Below are 17559 nucleotides of genomic sequence, written 5' to 3' on the forward strand. Positions count from 1 at the left end.
CCTGTCACCTGTCACCTGTCACCTGTCACCTGTCACCTGTCCCCTGTCCCCTGTCACCTATCCCTAACTAACTGTCCCAGTCAGAGGAGAACTAGCACTGGCATAATTTTTAATGGGCATTCGTCCAGCGATGTAGGCGAGACGACCGGCGATCGCAGCTAAATTCATGGCGCGTGCCATTGCTACGGGATTTTGAGCTAATGCGATCGCACTATTAATTAACAAAGCATCTGCCCCTAATTCCATTGCTTGCGCCGCTTCTGAGGGTGCGCCAATACCAGCGTCTACAACTACAGGTATTTTGGCATTTTCAATAATAATCTGAATATTCGCGGTTGTTTTTAATCCTTGTCCCGAACCAATGGGAGAGGCTAAAGGCATGACAGTCGCACAGCCTGCCTCTTCTAAGCGTTTGGCTAGCATGGGGTCAGCGTTAATATAAGGCAACACCGCAAAACCTTCTTTTACCAGTTGTTCGGCGGCTTGGAGTGTGCCAATTGGATCAGGTAGTAAATATTTTGGATCTGGGATGACTTCTAACTTGACAAAATTATTATCTTCCTGTCCCAATAGTTTTGCCATTTCTCGCCCCAAACGCGCCACCCGAATTGCTTCTTCTGCGGTTTGACAACCTGCTGTATTCGGCAACATCCAGATTTTTGACCAATCTAATGCTTCTGCCAAACCTTCATGTCCCGGTGCTTTAGTTTGTACCCGGCGCACTGCTACAGTGACTATTTGGCAACCGCTAGCCTCTACACTTTGCTGCATATCTTCAATGCTGCGATACTTGCCTGTGCCGGTCATCAAGCGGGAATGGAAGGTTTTGCCAGCAATTATGAGTGCTGAGTCTTGAGTGAGTGCTGAGTCCTGAGTGGGGAGTTCTGAGTGCTGAGTGCTGAGTGGGGATTGGGGCGTTATGAGTGAGGGGTGGATACGCATTGTGGTAGGGGTAGATGGCTGTTTTCGACAGCGTGAATAGTGGAAATGGTTCAGGAGAGGATCAGATTTTTGTTCCCAGACTAAATCAGCAATGAGTTGGGCGGTGATGGGTGCAAGTAAGATACCGTTGCGGTAATGACCTGTAGCCAAGGTGAGATTTGCACAGTGGCTAGTTCCTAAGATGGGAGATTCATCAGGCGTTTCGGGGCGAAATCCCCACCAAAATTCTTGAATCGGATAGTCTTGTAATTGCGGATATAAGCGAATCGCGCCTTGGAGTAACTTTTGAATGCCAGCAGGGGTATTATGGGGAGTAAAGCCCACATCTTCGCTAGTTGCCCCAATAATAATAGAACGATTACGCCTGGGTACGATGTAAGTATTCTCTCCAAATAACACCCGCTTTAAGGGCAGTTCTGGGTCAAACTCAGGGACTTTTACACTCAACATTTGCCCTTTGCGGGGAAATACGGGCAATGGTATTAATTCATTTGCCCAAGCACCCGTAGCCAAAACATAATGGTCAGCGCGAATTACTCCTGTGTTGGTTTGAACACCTACAACCTGTCCCTGTTGCTGTAGGAAGGCTTCGACTGCAATACCATCCTTGAGTTCCACACCCAAAGACTCAGCCGCCGCCCGCAATACACGAACTAAAGCCCGATTATCAACTTGGGCATCCTCTGGATACCACCAACCGCCAACTACATCTGTTCCCAATCCTGGCTGATATTGATGGATAGCAGTTTGGTCTAACCAGTATGCAGGCGAATTTTCCTTCCGCCCCTGCGCCTCTGCTCCCCTAGCCCCCTGCTGTTCATAAACCGGGGCTAAAATCCCACAAGCCCAGTAACCAGTATTTAAACCTGTTAAATCTTCTAGTTTTTGCGTCCAGTCTGGATATAATGAGCGCGATCGCCTACACAGAGACTTCATAGACTCATCGGTGATTTGCTCTGCATCTGGGGCTAACATCCCGGCGGCGGCGTGGGAAGCAGCAGCTTGAAAATCACGACAAAGCACGGTGACATTCTTTGCCCCGCGCAACTTCAACTCAACGGCGATCGCCAAACCAATAACACCGCCACCAATAATTAAAATCTCACTAGTCATTAGTCGTTAGTCATTGATCATCAGCTATTTACTATTACTACATAACTAATGAATCATAACTTGTAAAAACAGAAGAGGTATTCAGCTTTGCCGTTCCCGCATAGTGGAGTAGGGGATACAAGGGAGAAGAGAAGTTTTTACCCCAATCCCCAATCCCCATTACCCCTTATCCCCAGAGGGGGCCCCGAGTTCCCCAATTACCACAAAGCGCGAATAGGTTCTCGATTTGTGTTACTGGATGAAGTATTTTCTGAAGTATTGTTATTGTCAGAAGATGAAAATGATTCGTTGGTAGCGTTACTTTGAGCTACGCTTGTCCGGCTTGTGGATCGGCGATCCTCTTGGGTAACATTGCCTCTCTCTTCACTAGCATTGTCACTAGCATTGTCATTTGTGTTGAAATCTTCTTGGGCTACATTATTTCTGTTTTCAGATGTAGTAGCATTATTTCCACCTTTATTGGGTGCGGAGCTATTAACATTAATGTTGGCTGGTAGAACTTTTGAGGCTTTATCACCTGGGGTATTGCTACTAACTTTCTGTCCTTCACCCATAGGAAAGTTAATGCCTAGCAATGTACCCATTAAAATCGCCAAGCCTCCAGCCATCAAAACTAGCGGTGTCCATCTGCCCATCTTGATTTTCTCCTTTTTTACCTAACCTTCTGTTTGCCACACGATTTGAGAACCTTGACCCCAAAATCCGTCAAATTTAGTTACTTTTACATCGCCTAGTACTTGAGTCTGACAGGCTAAACGCAGGTCTTTTGTAGGAGAATGGGGAGGAAGCGAACGCCGCGTTTGATCACGCCAATTCGCTACTGACACCTCACCTTCTACTTTGACCGCACAGGTTCCACAACTACCAATTCCTCGACAGTTTATTAGCCTAGCACCGCCATTGTAGAGGTCAATACCATTTTTTAGCAGAATTTCGCGTAAATTAGCTCCGCTATTACACTCAATTGTCCTACCCTGAGCTAGTACCCTAGGCATATTCTAATAACCAAATAGACTTTTTGTTGTATCTTTGCACATTGCCTTTAAAGTTGTATCCACCAGTATTAGTCTTATGACCACAAATCCCTCACCCCATATTTGGCTTTATGACACCACGCTACGGGATGGCACTCAGCGCGAAGGGTTATCAGTTTCCATAGAAGACAAGCTACGTATTGCTTATAGACTTGACCAATTAGGAGTTCCGTTTATTGAAGGTGGTTGGCCTGGGGCTAACCCTAAGGATGTTAAATTTTTCTGGCAACTCCAAGAGAATCCGCTTAAACAATCAGAAATTGTGGCATTTTGTTCAACTCGTCGTCCTCATACTACTGCCGCCGATGAACCAATGTTGCAAGCCATTCTGACTGCGGGGACTCGCTGGGTCACAATTTTCGGCAAATCGTGGGATTTACACGTCACATCAGGTCTAAAAACGACTTTAGAAGAAAATCTGGCGATGATCCGCGATACTATCGAGTTTTTCCGCGCTCAAGGGCGACGGGTGATTTACGATGCTGAACACTGGTTTGATGGTTACAAGCATAATCAAGAGTATGCTTTACAGACATTAGAGGCAGCAATGACAGCTGGTGCTGAATGGTTAGTCCTCTGTGATACTAATGGCGGGACTTTACCTCATGAGGTTAGTCAAGTTGTGCAAGATGTGGTTAATTCAGTGCTGAGTTCTGAGTACCGAGTTACGAGTGGGGAATCTCACTCAAAACTCAGCACTCAGGACTCAGCACTACTTCATCACCAATCCCCAATTCCCCAAATCGGTATTCATACTCATAATGATTCAGATACAGCGATCGCTAATGCCCTAGCAGCCGTTATGGCAGGGGCAACAATGGTACAAGGTACAATTAACGGTTACGGTGAACGATGTGGCAATGCTAACCTATGTTCACTCATTCCTAATTTACAGCTGAAACTGGGTTACAGTTGTATCCCTGAACACCAGCTGCATCAACTTGCAGAAGCTAGTCGTTTTGTCAGTGAAGTAGTTAACTTAGCCCCCGATGAACACGCGCCCTTTGTAGGACGTTCGGCTTTTGCCCATAAAGGTGGTATTCATGTCTCGGCTGTGGAACGGAATCCGCTTACTTACGAACATATTCAGCCGGAACAGGTAGGGAATCGTCGGCGCATTGTGATTTCTGAACAATCGGGTATCAGCAATGTGTTAGCTAAGGCTCGTACTTTGGGCATCGAACTTGACAAGCAATCCCCAGAGGCTAGGCAAATTCTCCAGCGTCTCAAAGAATTGGAAAGTGAAGGATATCAATTTGAGGCAGCAGAGGCTAGTTTTGCTCTATTAGTGTACGAAGCTTTAGGCGATCGCCAGAAATTTTTTGAAATTAAGGGTTTCCAAGTCCACTGTGACTTAGTGGAGGGGAACGAAGCTAGTAACGCTCTGGCTACAGTGAAATTAGCTGTGAATGGTGAAAATAAACTAGAAGCCGCCGAAGGAAACGGGCCTGTCGCAGCGTTAGATGCAGCTTTACGCAAAGCTTTGATGAATTTCTATCCGCAAATTGCTAATTTTGAGCTAACAGATTACAAAGTGCGGATTCTCAATGGACATCGAGGAACAGCATCAAAAACTCGTGTTCTAGTGGAATCTGGTAATGGTTCTCAACGCTGGACGACTATAGGAGTTTCGACAAATATTTTGGCAGCCTCCTATCAAGCCGTTGTTGAGGGCTTGGAGTATGGCTTGTTACGAGACGTGATGCGTCAAGCCCCTGTCATTTATGCGGGAAATAAGCGAATAGTTTGAAGAGATTAGCTGCTGGAAAGGAATTTGAACCACAAATTCCATTTCTAGTGGTGCGCCACCAGTGGCAACAACATAAGTATGCGTCTGTGACGAAAATTTTCAATATTTACAGGAATTACGCAAAAACTCTCTCAAACCCTTATTTCTCTGTGTTCTCTGCGTCTCTGTGGTTCTTTATTCTGTAATTTGTGCGTAAGTCCTAATTTATTTAAATATTAGGCGATCAGCTACGCTGGGCGGTTACGCGATCGCAACTCCAGCCGTGAGCAAATAAAACCCAACATCTAGATTAATGCTGGGTTTAACTCTATTCAACCAACCTGATTATCTGGCGGTACTGCCCCCGGTGGTGCTTCTGCTGGGGGAGCTAACACCGCATCTGGGGCAATTTCTTCCACAGGGATTGGTGTTTTCGCCTCAGTCTCATCATGTGCTTGAGCGGCTTCCACCAGTTCAGGGGATGGAGGATGGGGTGGAATGACTTCTGGCACAGTTGCTGCTTGAGGTTCGGTTTCAGTAATGACAGATGTCTCTGTTGGCTGTTCTGGTGCAACAGTTGGGGACTCAGATTCAGATTCAGTAGTAACAGACTCTTGGACTGGTGTTTCTGTTTTGTCGATAATTACCACAGCAGGCGGTTCTGTCGTCTGTGGTTGGGGTGTTGTGGTTTTCGGACTAGACGGCTGTTGGACTTTGTTTTTCAATCCGCCGAAAATACCGCCTATACCTTGCTGCAATTGAGTCAAACGCTGCGGTAAAGACAACTTATTTGCCTGTTCTTGCAATGTAGTTTTCACCGCCTCAGAACTAGGTACTGGAGTTTGCTGTAGCAGTGGAGTCAACTGGCGACGTAACGAGAGAGTTTGCCAGCCAAACCAAACCAAAAGAGCCACACTAGCCACATGACCCAATAAAAGCCCACCAGAAATGCGCGGGGCAAACACCCATAAAACTAGAGCATAGAAAAGTCCTACACCACTCCAAATAAAATCATTCTTGCGGTGGATTTCTGGAAAAAAGAAAGCTGATAAGTAGATAGCTAAACTACCAAGCCCGACCACCAAAGCTAGGACATTTGCCAGCATTTTTTGGTTACTCCTTTTATGAGGGACTGGGTACTGGGGACTGGGGATTGGTTACTGGGTATGGGGCATTGGGCATAAATTAAAGTCAAAAGATTCTTTTGCCTTTTACCGTCTTACTTCCTCGTTTTCCTAGTCCCTAGTCCCTAATCTCCAGTCCCTAATTTCGCAAATTTTACAAGTTAATTGTAGATTTAGATACAAATTAAAACTATTGAACGGTGTTAACAGTGAGCTTTTATTGTTTAGATTAACTCTTAATGTCTTCTTTAGGGGAGAAGAGAAAAACTCAGACTACCCTTAAAGATGAAAGAACCTGCAAGAGTTAGCCAAACATAGTTTATGACACTACAAAGCTTTGGTGTGATTGGTTTAGCCGTTATGGGCGAGAACATCGCTCTAAACGTTGAGCGTAATGGCTTTCCAATTGCAGTTTACAATCGCTCCAGAGAAAAAACCGATGCTTTCATGGCACAGCGTGCCGGAGGCCGCAACGTTAAAGCCGCTTTTACCTTAGAAGAATTCGTTGCCGCACTGGAACGTCCCCGCAAAATTCTTGTCATGGTACAAGCTGGTAAACCCGTTGATGCGGTAATTCAGCAGCTCAAACCCCTGCTAGATGAAGGCGATATCATTATCGACGGTGGTAACTCTTGGTATGAAGATACCCAACGACGCACTCAAGAATTAGAACCCCTTGGTTTACGATTTCTCGGTATGGGTGTCAGTGGTGGTGAAGAAGGTGCGCTGAATGGCCCCTCACTGATGCCTGGTGGTACACAAAGCTCTTACGAGTATCTGTCCCCAATTTTTAACAAGATTGCGGCTCAAGTCGATGACGGCCCTTGTGTAACCTACGTTGGCCCTGGTGGCGCTGGTCACTATGTCAAAATGGTACACAATGGTATTGAGTACGGCGATATGCAGTTAATTGCAGAAGCCTACGACTTGCTGAAAAATGCTGGTGGGCTAGACGCAAAACAGCTACACGAAGTATTCACTGAGTGGAACACCACCGACGAACTCAATTCTTTCTTGATTGAAATTACAGCCAATATCTTCCCCTACGTTGACCCAGAAACCAAGTTACCTCTAGTTGACTTGATTGTTGACGCAGCAGGTCAAAAGGGAACGGGACGCTGGACTGTACAAACTGCTTTGGAATTGGGTGTTTCTATTCCCACCATCACAGCAGCTGTAAATGCTCGGATTATCTCTTCCATTCGCGATGAACGGATTGCCGCATCTAAGCAGCTGACTGGCCCTAGTGGCAAGTATGATGGCTCTACCAAGGAGTTTATCAACAAGGTACGGGATGCTCTGTATTGTTCCAAGATTTGCTCTTATGCTCAAGGGATGGCATTGCTATCTACAGCATCAGCAACATTTAACTGGAATTTGAATCTGAGTGAAATGGCGCGGATTTGGAAAGGTGGTTGTATTATTCGCGCTGGCTTCTTGAATAAGATTAAGAAGGCATTTAACGAAAATCCTGCATTACCTAACTTGCTACTTGCGCCTGAATTTAAACAAACAATTCTCGATAGACAAGCAGCCTGGCGGGAAGTGATTATCACAGCTGCCAAACTCGGTATTCCTGTGCCTGCATTTAGCGCATCCTTGGATTATTTTGACAGCTATCGCCGCGATCGCCTACCTCAAAACCTCACCCAAGCACAACGCGACTACTTCGGCGCGCACACCTACCTGCGTACCGACAAAGCTGGTTCATTCCACACCGAATGGGTTCCCATCGCTGAAGCCAAGAAATAAGTTTGTCATTCTCTAAATTTCTTACCAATTTAGAGTGTGTTAACTAAAAAAATTAAAAGTGACTCTGATAGTCAGAGTCACTTTTAATTTTAAGGCTGTGGTTTTGACAATGAACGTTTGTAGTTGTTTTGACTTTTGATGACTCTACCAGGACTAATAAAAGAAATTCCTTGTTGAAAGTCAGTTCCAATCATGACTGCTTCCACTATCGGCTCAGATATCTCTGTTTGAGCTACCCACTCTACAATAAAGTTTGCGCCTAAACCTCCACTGGTATCATTTCTATTGATAAAAAAATCTGTGGAAGCTAGAGCATTAAGTTGAATAGGATCTTCCAAATACTGTTTAATTAATTTCCCGTTTGAGTCATAGTAGCGCACAGAAGTAATAATCAGATGATTGGTTAAATCTGTATTACGAATACTAAGGGTAGCTGCTAAATTGAAAACTTCCTGCCGATTGTGATGATATATCTCTGAATATATAGGAACATAAATAGTTTGACCCATAACTATCTTAAAATTTTTATCTACAGTCACTAGTTGATGATGTTGTAGTGCTTGAGTAGCATCAGGTTGTGGCTGGAGTGAAGTTTTCGATGGTTCACAAGCAGCCAGCAGAATAACTAAAATTGCTAAATAAATATGTGGGGAAATTTTCATTCAAATTGCTAAATAAAGATATTAACTTAATTTATTTTTGAGTATTTATTTTAATAAATCATATTATATTGTTCTAATTTTGATGACCTATTCACTATCTTATATCTTTAACATATATTGATTTATGGGTTATTATTACCAAGATATTTGGCTTTTAATTCCTCTAATTCCTTGTCAATTTCACTGTTATTGGTATTGGCAGAGGTATTAGTATTAGGTTGCGGCTGGATATTTTGAGGTTTATGTTTCCCCCCAGGCAAAAATTGCGTTTTTAATTCTTCTAGTTCTAAATCAACTTGACTAGGTGTTGGACTAATAAAAGTTGGCGGCGAAGTTGGCGGTGCTTGATAAATTGGTTTTGCTGGTGTTACTGCTACAGCAGATTGTTGATTTAAAGCTTGCAAAACTTCATCTGCCGTTTGATAGCGTCTAACGGGAATGCTTTCTAACATCTTGTTGATAATTCCAGTTATATGATTACTAACAGGCGTTTTTAAGTATTGCTGCCAAACCCAAGTGTCGTTATTAGTATCATAAGAATCAAAAGGCGATCGCCCCGTTAATAAATTAATACAAGTCACCCCTAAACTATAAATATCACTGGCAAAAATAGCCCGTCCTCTAATTTGCTCTGGCGCAACATATTCAGGGCTACCAATACTAGTTCCAGTTCTATTTAAAGCAGTGCCAGTTACAGATTTAGAAGCACCGAAATCAACTATAACTAATTTGTTATCACTACCACGTAAAATGATATTTTCTGGTTTAATATCTCTGTGAATCACTTCTCTAGCATGACAAAATTGCAATACGGGCAATAAGTCATTTAATAATTGAATAATTCGCTTTTCATTGAAAGTACCTTTATGTGCCAATTCCTGCGCTAAGTTTAGCCCGTCAATAAATTCTTGTACCAAATATTGGCGATCGTCTTGGGTAAAATATGCCAAAAGTTCGGGAATTTGTGGATGCTTACCCAATTCATCTAATTGCACGGCTTCTTGGGTAAATAACTCCACCGCCTTTTGGACTGTGTTCGTGCCTTGGGCTTGGGGGTAAAATTGCTTAATTACACAGCGCGGCTTGGAGGGTTTATCTTCATCCACAGCTAAGAAAGTCCTGCCAAAACCACCTTGTCCAATGGGTTTGATAGCACGATAACGTTCTTTGAGCAGTAATTTAGAACCACAACTCAAGCAAAACTTGACATCATGGGGATTTTCTGAATGGGGACAATGGGGATTAAGACAGTAACTCATTGGCAGGATCGCGCTTTACATCGCTCTTACTGTCTTTATTTTGCCCTGTGCTAGCCAAGAGTGGTGATGTTCTTTATCCCAACAAACGCTACGTCCCCAGATTGTGTAATAATAAGCCGATCGCTAAGACTAATAAGTTATCAACTGTGCAATCAACGGATAATATCAATGACCTCGCTGCGGCTTTGCAACAGCCTGCGGATCTTACTTTTGAACTTCCAGATCCGGAAGATGAACAGATTCCAGAGTCAGATTTCCAACAGCAGTTGGATATAGCTTGGCAGGTATGCGATCGCTTTGATTTGCAAACTGAAATTTGGCGGGGACGGATCTTAAGGGCAATCCGCGATAGAGAAAAAAAAGGCGGCGATGGACGCGGTGCTGGCTTTCTCAACTGGCTCAAGCAACGGGAAATTAGCAAAAGTCAAGCCTATGCCTGGATTCAACTGGCTAATAGTGCTGATACCCTGCTAGAAGAGGGCAAACTTGCACCCAGTGCAGTCAATAACTTCAGCAAACGCGCCTTTGTGGAAACCTCTAAAGCTTCCCCAGAAGTGCAACAGATGGTAAGTGAGGCAGCCAGTAAGGGCGATCGCATCACTAGGCGCGAAGTTCGTCAACTCACCGACGAATGGACTGCTATGTCATCAGATTTATTACCAGAACAGGTCAAGGTAAAAGCCGCAGAAAATTCCCTTCCCCCGCGCTACATTGCCCCTTTGGTGAAGGAAATGGAAAAACTGCCAGAATCACACCAAAAATTCATCCAGAAAGAAATAGCCGCTAATCCCGATGTGGATACTCTCAAACAAGCAACTACAGAGGCACGACAGTTAGCTAAATACCTGAAATCCGCCGCCCAAGTCCAAGCCTTGACACAAGAAGATGTAGATATTGAAACAGCCCTAGAAGAAGCGCAAAGAGTCGGCTGTTTGAGTGTAGCGGCTGATTTGGTAAATCAAGCATCCCAGATAGAACAAACTATTGCGAAGTTATACATGACCTGGAAACGCATCGGTAATTTAGCAGATAGGTTATATGTAGATACTGGTGCAAGTACACCCAACCTGCGATCGCTCCTCAATTGCATTGAACCTCTAGGCGGTGAAATTATGGAAGTTCAACTCAGTGGCGCGACTGAACACACCGTCCGTCTGCAAATTCAGGAAACAAGCCAGGGCTGAGTGTTGAGTGGTGAGTGCTGTTAGCGGTAGCGGGGCGTTTAGCTCGTGCTGAGTGCTGAGTGCTGGGTGCTGGGTGCTGGGTGCTGAGTAGTGTTAGCGGTAGCGGGACGTTTATCAGTTTACTGAGTAATATTAAGAGCTTGGAATTATGACTCAGCACTGATTACTCCCCAATACTGTTCGGTTAAAACTGTTCCAACATTAAACCCATTGATACAGTGACATTTTTGAGTTGTTGCATTTCTGCAAAACTCAGAAGACCAGCATTAGTATGCGGTAAAAAACCCATCGCCAGCCAAGGACTTTGACCAGGGTCAGAGCGAAAATTGCAGTAAGTACAGCGATTGAAGCACTCGTAAGTCGGAACGATTGTGTAAGCCGGGCTGTAGGTAACAATAGAAGAAATGAGAACTGGCATATAAAAGAAGCCTTGGAATAATTGTAAACAATTCACAGTCAAGAAACATCATAGACACCGTAGGCTGAAACCTTGACAGAAACTCAGTATCAGAGCTTTCTACAGAGTCATGTAAAAAATTGTTTCTCAAAATGCTTTACAAATCTAAACATCTTAGTTAAGATATGTAACATAAGGCGAAAACAAAACCGCCCAATACATACATAAACAAACGCAATCATAAAAACATGACCGCAACCTTACAACAGCGTCAAAGCGCGAACGTATGGGATCGCTTCTGCGAATGGATTACCAGCACCAATAACCGTCTATACATAGGTTGGTTCGGAGTCCTGATGATCCCCACCCTGCTAGCAGCAACCACCTGCTTCATCATCGCCTTCATCGCCGCACCACCAGTAGACATCGATGGTATCCGCGAACCAGTAGCAGGTTCATTAATGTACGGAAACAACATCATCTCCGGTGCAGTTGTGCCTTCCTCTAACGCCATTGGCTTACACTTCTACCCCATTTGGGAAGCCGCATCCTTAGATGAGTGGTTGTACAACGGTGGTCCTTACCAATTGGTAATCTTCCACTTCTTGACTGGTGTATTCTGCTACCTAGGACGGGAATGGGAATTATCCTACCGCTTAGGAATGCGTCCTTGGATTTGCCTAGCATTCTCTGCACCAGTAGCAGCAGCAACCGCAGTCTTCTTGGTATACCCCATCGGACAAGGTTCATTCTCTGATGGTATGCCCTTAGGTATCTCCGGCACATTCAACTTCATGATCGTGTTCCAAGCAGAACACAACATCTTGATGCACCCCTTCCATATGTTAGGTGTAGCTGGTGTCTTCGGTGGTTCATTGTTCTCCGCAATGCACGGTTCACTAGTAACTTCTTCCTTAGTTCGTGAGACAACCGAAAACGAATCACAAAACTACGGTTACAAGTTCGGACAAGAAGAAGAAACCTACAACATCGTTGCAGCACACGGTTACTTCGGTCGCTTAATCTTCCAATACGCTTCCTTCAACAATAGCCGTTCCTTGCACTTCTTCCTCGCTGCTTGGCCTGTCATCGGTATCTGGTTTACCGCCTTGGGTGTCAGCACAATGGCTTTCAACTTGAACGGTTTCAACTTCAACCAATCCATCATTGATTCTCAAGGTCGCGTCATTGCAACCTGGGCAGATGTAATCAACCGCGCTAACCTGGGTATGGAAGTAATGCACGAGCGTAACGCTCACAACTTCCCCTTAGATTTGGCTGCTGGTGAAGTTGCTCCTGTTGCTATCAGCGCGCCTGCTATCAACGGTTAATCTTTAAGTCTTCGCTAATTAAAAACACCTCCCGAAAACGGGAGGTGTTTTTGTTTGTGTTGAATTTGTTGCTGATTTTGGCAACTTGCTGTGCAACCTGTTAATATTTTAGAAAATTTGAGAATGTTAATATTTGGATAAACTCAGCAGCTATTTAAACTATGACAGCAACAACACCAAAACGAGAATCTCAACGCAAAGTGCTGTTATATCATGGCGAGGATGGATATTTTGTTGTGGAAGTACCGAGTTTACCAGGTTGCATCAGTCAGGGAAAAACTCGTGAGGAGGCTTTAGCTAATATAGAAGAGGCTATTGCTCTTTACATAGAAGTTCTGGAAGACCGAGGCGAACCTGTGCCAGAAGATACTATTGAGGTTGTGCTGGTGTGAGTAAGTTACCTGTTATCTCAGGTGCAGAGTGTGTCAAAGCACTGGAAAAAATAGGCTTTATTGTTGATCGTCAACGAGGTAGTCACATTATATTGGTGCGTGAAGACCCTAGAACTACAATATCTATACCAGAACACAAGGAACTAGATAGGGGGACTTTGCGTGGAATTATTCGACAAGTAGGCTTAAGCGTAGATGAATTTGTTGAACTAATGTGACGCAGTGATAGAGCGATCGCATTCACATTAGATAATTTACCTCACAGATGCAAAAAGCTGTGTTACGTCTTTGTGATGAGGGCAAGAGTTCAGGTAAAATACATATTCCGAACTGTATCTCCTCAATATCATGGGCAACACCTTTGGGCATTTGTTTCGCATTACTACTTTCGGTGAATCTCATGGCGGAGGCGTAGGAGTGGTGATTGATGGTTGTCCTCCGCAACTGGAAATTTCGGCTGAAGAAATTCAAGTAGAGTTGGATAGAAGACGACCAGGACAAAGTAAAATTACTACTCCTCGGAAAGAAGCAGACACTTGTGAGATTTTGTCTGGAGTGTTTGAGGGTAAAACCTTGGGAACGCCAATATCAATTTTGGTGCGGAACAAAGATACTCGTCCCCAAGACTATGACGAGATGGCGCAAAAGTATCGCCCTTCCCACGCAGATGCTACCTATGATGCTAAGTATGGGATTCGTAATTGGCAAGGTGGCGGCAGGTCGTCAGCGCGTGAGACAATAGGAAGAGTGGCAGCTGGTGCGATCGCTAAAAAAATTCTCCGTCAAGTTGCAAATATCGAAGTTATCGGTTACGTCAAGCGCATCAAGGATTTGGAAGGCGTAGTTGACCCCAATACTGTCACTTTGGATGAAGTCGAAAGCAATATTGTGCGCTGTCCTGATGGGGACTGCGCGCAAAAAATGATTGAATTAATTGAGCAGACTGGTAGACAAGGTGATTCTATCGGTGGTGTAGTGGAATGCGTGGCGCGTAATGTGCCGAAGGGTTTGGGTGAACCAGTATTTGATAAATTAGAGGCTGATATCGCTAAGGGTGTGATGTCTCTTCCGGCTAGCAAAGGTTTTGAAATTGGTTCAGGTTTTGCCGGGACGCTATTAACTGGGATTGAACATAACGATGAATTTTATATTGATGAAAATGGGGAAATTCGCACCGTAACTAATCGTTCGGGTGGGATTCAAGGTGGTATTTCAAATGGTGAAAATATTATTTTGCGAGTTGCATTTAAACCCACAGCCACTATTAGAAAAGAGCAAAAAACAGTGACGCGTGAGGGTGAAGAAACACTATTAGCAGCGAAGGGAAGACATGATCCTTGTGTTTTACCCCGTGCTGTTCCAATGGTGGAGGCGATGGTAGCTTTGGTATTGTGTGACCATTTGTTACGTCATTATGGTCAGTGTAAGGTGTTGTAGACTTACCCGTATAATTGCTGAAAATATTGATATGCCTAGGGTGAGTATGTGACTCGCCCTTTTTTATCGTCTTTGTTATAGTAGCGAATAATACTTAAAATAAAGCGCGATCGCATCTACTATATGAACCAAGAATCTGAAAATCGGCTTAAACATTTCGCCGCACTCAAATCTAAATATCAAGCCACTCATTATCAAGATTCCTCACCCTATAGTCTGCTATATCTCATCTTACGAAAAGTTGATTTAGGAATTGAGGTAACTGAATTAGAGTTCTCATGGTTGAGAGAACATAATCTTTTTGCAACTATTAAAATACTTTCTCAAAATCAGAAATCTAAGTTAGACGAATTAAGGAAACTAGGAGATGAGTTTGAATTTTTGAAGTCTGAATATCAAGTACCTAAAAAAAATCAAGCATTTAAAAATATTTCTACTACTCTTTATCCCATTCTTTGGAAACTTAATTCTGAAAAATCACTGGCTAATTCAGAGATTGAATGGCTAAAAAATCATCAGCTTGGTTCGACAATTGCTTTTGCTCATAAGATGGAATTGGAAAAGCATTTTTTGAAATTGAAGGAAAAATACAAAGCTACTCAATATGAAGGCTCATCACCTAATAGTCCACTATATAAAATTCTTAAGAAGCTAGAGAATCAGCAAGTGATCAGCTATCCTGAGTTGGACTGGTTGAAGAAAAAAGAACTATTTGAAACAGTCAAAATTTTTGAGCAACAAGAAGCAGAAAGGCAAACAAAGTTTATTCAACTAAAAATAAAATATCATGCTAACGACTATCCAAGTGATTCTCTATCCAGCCACCTACACCCAATATTACAAAAGCTTGAGCAGGATGAAAGATTAATTGACACAGAATTAAAATGGCTAGAAAAGCGAGGACTTATTGAAACAGTTACCATTGCTCAAGAATTGGTACAAATACAAGAATTTTCAAATTTGAAAATTAAGTATAAAGCAAATCAATACGCCGATTCATCGCCTAAGAGTCATTTATATAAAGTTCTCCAAAGACTTGAATTAGGGAATTATTTATCTGAGCAAGATATTAACTTCCTCAAAAAACGTCAGATGACTGAGACTATAGAATTTGCAAATGAAAAATACGCCTCTAGCTTAAAATCTAAGATAAGGGTAGAAGAATTGCTGAATAATTCAGAACTTGAATGGCTGAAGCTTCATGGATATGAGGATATTATTAAATTAGCACAACAGAAGCACTTTACTGTTCTCAAAAAGAAATATGGATTGATATATCCTAATTTACCGATGCAGCCATTTTATACAATTATGGTGAAACTGGAGAATCAGGAACGTCTTGAGCCTAAGTTAGTTTTACAGCTTATGGAAGAGGATATATTATCTCGTGGAGGAAAAATCGCTCTGACATATTACAAGCTAGAAGCCGAATTTTACGAACAGGAAATTAAGCGTACTGGAAATAAATGGCATATACCTACAGCTAGTAGTTATTGGCGTAAAGCCAATGAACCTGAGCAAGCATTAAAACTTACTAATTTAGACTTAGGAAGGATTAGAGAAAATAATCTTAAGTCAGCAATTTTAGTAACTAGAGGTGCAGCTTTCAGAGATCAGGATAACTTAGTTGATGCAGAAAATTGTGCAAGAAATGCTATGGATTCTCAGCCTGATGCCCATCAACCTTACACTTTAATGGGGGCTATTTGTTATGACAAATATGACTATGAAGAAGGTGATTATTGGTTTACAAAAGCCATAGAAAGAGGTGCTGATACTGAAGATATAGATGCTGAGAAAAAACGAGTAATTATGAGTACAAAAGATGAGAATAAACGACATGAAGCCGCAGAATATTTATTGAAAAAAGATGCTAAACGCTACTCATGGGCTAAATCTTATCTCAGAAAGTCGCAAGAGAATAGTAATAAAATTAACATATGACTAGATTTATTCACGACCAGTTTGCAAAAGACTACCTAGAACAATTATTTACTCCATACGGCGAAGTCCAAGCATCCCGACGAGTCGCAGGCGAAGTCAGAGAAATTGATGTTTATTTTATCCCCAAATCACAACCAAACACTATTCCTGAAACTTTCGGATTATTATCACAATTTACTACCACCTCTGCATTATTTGAACCATTTCGCAACGCTGCATCCATTACAGAAATTTGCGATTGTCTTTTAAAATTATTAGAGGTTCGTGGCGATTTACAACGACAAGCAAATCGCAATAACACCCGTATTATTGAACCTGATTTACCAAAATTATGGATTCTTACGCCGACAGCATCAGCACAGTTGTTAGAAGGATTTTGTGCTAACCCCAAAGCTGATTACTTACCTGGAGTTTATTTCCTAGCACAACATTTGCGTACAGCTATAGTAGCAATTCATCAGTTACCTATTATTCCTGAAACCTTATGGTTAAGAATCATCGGTAGGGGAAATGTCCAAAAACGAGCAATCGATGAACTAGAAGCACTTAATCCCGATAACGTTTTTCGTAAAGCCGCGTTAGAATTACTATACAACTTGCGACAAAACTTACAATTAACTCAAAATCAAGAAGAAGAAGATAGGGAGTTAGTTATGCGATTAGCACCACTTTACCAACAAGACAGAGAACAAGCTTTCAAAGAAGGGGAAGAAACAGGTCTGCAAACAGGAATTCAAACAGGAATTCAGCAAGGTGAAAGGTTGGTAGTAGAAAATTTACTCAAAGTTCGCTTTGGTGAAATAGATAATGAACTTCAAGCAATTATTGAATCTTTATTAGCGTTAACGCCAGAAGAGTTTACCCCTTTACTGTTGCAATTATCCCGTGAAGAATTAATTGCTAGATTTCGCCAGTAATTTATTGAGACTAGGATTGTGCGCTGTTTGTTGTTGCAATAAAATTAGCTTGCGTCATCATGGTCAGTGTAACGTGCTGTAATTGTTGAGGCGATCGCCTTATCCGTTCAGCCCTTAAACTGGACTATATTATAGTTGTTGAATGAAAATTGAGGAAGAAGGTACTTTTGAGTATCTTCTTTATTATTTGTGGGCAATTTATCGCTAATATTATATGGATTTTATTACAATTTTAGGATTGTCCGCCGCTATATTAACCACAATTGCTTTCTTACCACAAGTGTTTCAACTGGAGTTTAGACTAAGCAATGCAAGATAACACAGCAGGGCTGAGTGAATCGG

The 17559-nt window shown here is 42.6% G+C and carries 15 protein-coding genes and 1 pseudogene; 9 read left to right on the top strand and 7 right to left on the bottom strand.

Annotation, left to right across the window (positions count from 1 at the left end; translation table 11 throughout):
- Nucleotides 1–63: 63 nt before the first annotated feature.
- The 3 genes from thiO to ACM0OR_RS25440 form a co-directional block, all read right to left on the bottom strand.
- Nucleotides 64–2055, bottom strand: a complete 1992-nt coding sequence (gene thiO, locus ACM0OR_RS25430) for a glycine oxidase ThiO (protein WP_414579241.1) — start codon at nucleotides 2053–2055, stop codon at nucleotides 64–66.
- 197 nt (nucleotides 2056–2252) lie between these two features.
- A complete protein-coding gene (locus ACM0OR_RS25435; RefSeq protein ID WP_414579242.1) occupies nucleotides 2253–2690 on the bottom strand; it encodes a hypothetical protein in 438 nt (145 codons plus the stop codon).
- 21 nt (nucleotides 2691–2711) lie between these two features.
- Nucleotides 2712–3050, bottom strand: a complete 339-nt coding sequence (locus ACM0OR_RS25440) for a 2Fe-2S iron-sulfur cluster-binding protein (RefSeq protein WP_190703103.1) — start codon at nucleotides 3048–3050, stop codon at nucleotides 2712–2714.
- Between the two features lie 76 nt (nucleotides 3051–3126).
- Between ACM0OR_RS25440 and cimA the strand changes: the two genes are divergently transcribed.
- Nucleotides 3127–4839, top strand: coding sequence for a citramalate synthase (cimA, locus tag ACM0OR_RS25445; RefSeq protein ID WP_414579243.1), 1713 nt, complete (start codon nucleotides 3127–3129; stop codon nucleotides 4837–4839).
- 311 nt (nucleotides 4840–5150) lie between these two features.
- On the opposite strand, the gene ACM0OR_RS25450 is transcribed toward cimA, so the two are convergent.
- Nucleotides 5151–5924, bottom strand: coding sequence for a Ycf66 family protein (locus ACM0OR_RS25450; RefSeq protein ID WP_190703107.1), 774 nt, complete (start codon nucleotides 5922–5924; stop codon nucleotides 5151–5153).
- A gap of 339 nt (nucleotides 5925–6263) precedes the next feature.
- On the opposite strand from ACM0OR_RS25450, the gene gndA reads away from it, so the two are divergent.
- Nucleotides 6264–7694 carry an NADP-dependent phosphogluconate dehydrogenase gene (gene gndA, locus ACM0OR_RS25455; RefSeq protein WP_190703109.1) on the top strand — a complete coding sequence of 477 codons (1431 nt, stop codon included), beginning with the start codon at nucleotides 6264–6266 and terminating at the stop codon, nucleotides 7692–7694.
- Between the two features lie 89 nt (nucleotides 7695–7783).
- Here the strand turns inward: gndA and ACM0OR_RS25460 are convergent, their stop codons facing one another.
- Both ACM0OR_RS25460 and ACM0OR_RS25465 read right to left on the bottom strand, forming a co-directional pair.
- Nucleotides 7784–8356: a DUF3124 domain-containing protein gene (locus ACM0OR_RS25460; RefSeq protein ID WP_414579244.1), complete on the bottom strand. Its 573-nt coding sequence runs from the start codon at nucleotides 8354–8356 to the stop codon at nucleotides 7784–7786.
- Between the two features lie 122 nt (nucleotides 8357–8478).
- Complete coding sequence (locus ACM0OR_RS25465; protein ID WP_414579245.1) at nucleotides 8479–9615, bottom strand: protein kinase domain-containing protein; 1137 nt, start codon at nucleotides 9613–9615, stop codon at nucleotides 8479–8481.
- A gap of 146 nt (nucleotides 9616–9761) precedes the next feature.
- Between ACM0OR_RS25465 and ACM0OR_RS25470 the strand changes: the two genes are divergently transcribed.
- Nucleotides 9762–10799 carry a hypothetical protein gene (locus ACM0OR_RS25470; RefSeq protein ID WP_323265389.1) on the top strand — a complete coding sequence of 346 codons (1038 nt, stop codon included), beginning with the start codon at nucleotides 9762–9764 and terminating at the stop codon, nucleotides 10797–10799.
- A 190-nt stretch (nucleotides 10800–10989) separates the two neighbouring features.
- On the opposite strand, the pseudogene ACM0OR_RS25475 reads toward ACM0OR_RS25470, so the two are convergent.
- A pseudogene (locus ACM0OR_RS25475) lies at nucleotides 10990–11217 on the bottom strand (7,8-didemethyl-8-hydroxy-5-deazariboflavin synthase subunit CofG); the annotation flags it as partial.
- A gap of 227 nt (nucleotides 11218–11444) precedes the next feature.
- Here ACM0OR_RS25475 and psbA point away from each other — a divergent pair.
- From psbA to ACM0OR_RS25505, 6 genes are all read left to right on the top strand, one after another.
- Nucleotides 11445–12527: a photosystem II q(b) protein gene (gene psbA / locus ACM0OR_RS25480; RefSeq protein ID WP_414579246.1), complete on the top strand. Its 1083-nt coding sequence runs from the start codon at nucleotides 11445–11447 to the stop codon at nucleotides 12525–12527.
- Between the two features lie 161 nt (nucleotides 12528–12688).
- Entirely contained in the window at nucleotides 12689–12919 is a 231-nt protein-coding gene (locus ACM0OR_RS25485) for a type II toxin-antitoxin system HicB family antitoxin (protein ID WP_190699340.1), read from the top strand.
- Complete coding sequence (locus ACM0OR_RS25490; RefSeq protein ID WP_414579247.1) at nucleotides 12916–13137, top strand: type II toxin-antitoxin system HicA family toxin; 222 nt, start codon at nucleotides 12916–12918, stop codon at nucleotides 13135–13137. The genes ACM0OR_RS25485 and ACM0OR_RS25490 overlap by 4 nt, the downstream gene beginning before the upstream one ends.
- 130 nt (nucleotides 13138–13267) lie before the next feature.
- On the top strand, nucleotides 13268–14356 hold the full coding sequence (gene aroC, locus ACM0OR_RS25495) for a chorismate synthase (protein ID WP_414579248.1): 1089 nt from the start codon (nucleotides 13268–13270) through the stop codon (nucleotides 14354–14356).
- A 123-nt stretch (nucleotides 14357–14479) separates the two neighbouring features.
- On the top strand, nucleotides 14480–16300 hold the full coding sequence (locus ACM0OR_RS25500; protein ID WP_414579249.1) for a hypothetical protein: 1821 nt from the start codon (nucleotides 14480–14482) through the stop codon (nucleotides 16298–16300).
- Nucleotides 16297–17217, top strand: a complete 921-nt coding sequence (locus ACM0OR_RS25505; protein ID WP_414579250.1) for a hypothetical protein — start codon at nucleotides 16297–16299, stop codon at nucleotides 17215–17217. Before ACM0OR_RS25500 ends, ACM0OR_RS25505 begins: the two co-directional genes overlap by 4 nt.
- The last annotated feature ends 342 nt before the right edge of the window (nucleotides 17218–17559 follow it).

The organism is Anabaena sp. CCY 9402-a, from assembly GCF_963920945.1.
In the GTDB taxonomy this organism is placed as follows: domain Bacteria; phylum Cyanobacteriota; class Cyanobacteriia; order Cyanobacteriales; family Nostocaceae; genus Trichormus; species Trichormus minutissimus.

Coding starts and splice junctions, on each gene's coding strand:
- thiO (WP_414579241.1), bottom strand. CDS start 2,055: ATGACTAGTGAGATTTTAATTATTGGTGGCGGTGTTATTGGTTTGGCG.
- ACM0OR_RS25435 (WP_414579242.1), bottom strand. CDS start 2,690: ATGGGCAGATGGACACCGCTAGTTTTGATGGCTGGAGGCTTGGCGATT.
- ACM0OR_RS25440 (WP_190703103.1), bottom strand. CDS start 3,050: ATGCCTAGGGTACTAGCTCAGGGTAGGACAATTGAGTGTAATAGCGGA.
- cimA (WP_414579243.1), top strand. CDS start 3,127: ATGACCACAAATCCCTCACCCCATATTTGGCTTTATGACACCACGCTA.
- ACM0OR_RS25450 (WP_190703107.1), bottom strand. CDS start 5,924: ATGCTGGCAAATGTCCTAGCTTTGGTGGTCGGGCTTGGTAGTTTAGCT.
- gndA (WP_190703109.1), top strand. CDS start 6,264: ATGACACTACAAAGCTTTGGTGTGATTGGTTTAGCCGTTATGGGCGAG.
- ACM0OR_RS25460 (WP_414579244.1), bottom strand. CDS start 8,356: ATGAAAATTTCCCCACATATTTATTTAGCAATTTTAGTTATTCTGCTG.
- ACM0OR_RS25465 (WP_414579245.1), bottom strand. CDS start 9,615: ATGAGTTACTGTCTTAATCCCCATTGTCCCCATTCAGAAAATCCCCAT.
- psbA (WP_414579246.1), top strand. CDS start 11,445: ATGACCGCAACCTTACAACAGCGTCAAAGCGCGAACGTATGGGATCGC.
- ACM0OR_RS25485 (WP_190699340.1), top strand. CDS start 12,689: ATGACAGCAACAACACCAAAACGAGAATCTCAACGCAAAGTGCTGTTA.
- aroC (WP_414579248.1), top strand. CDS start 13,268: ATGGGCAACACCTTTGGGCATTTGTTTCGCATTACTACTTTCGGTGAA.
- ACM0OR_RS25500 (WP_414579249.1), top strand. CDS start 14,480: ATGAACCAAGAATCTGAAAATCGGCTTAAACATTTCGCCGCACTCAAA.
- ACM0OR_RS25505 (WP_414579250.1), top strand. CDS start 16,297: ATGACTAGATTTATTCACGACCAGTTTGCAAAAGACTACCTAGAACAA.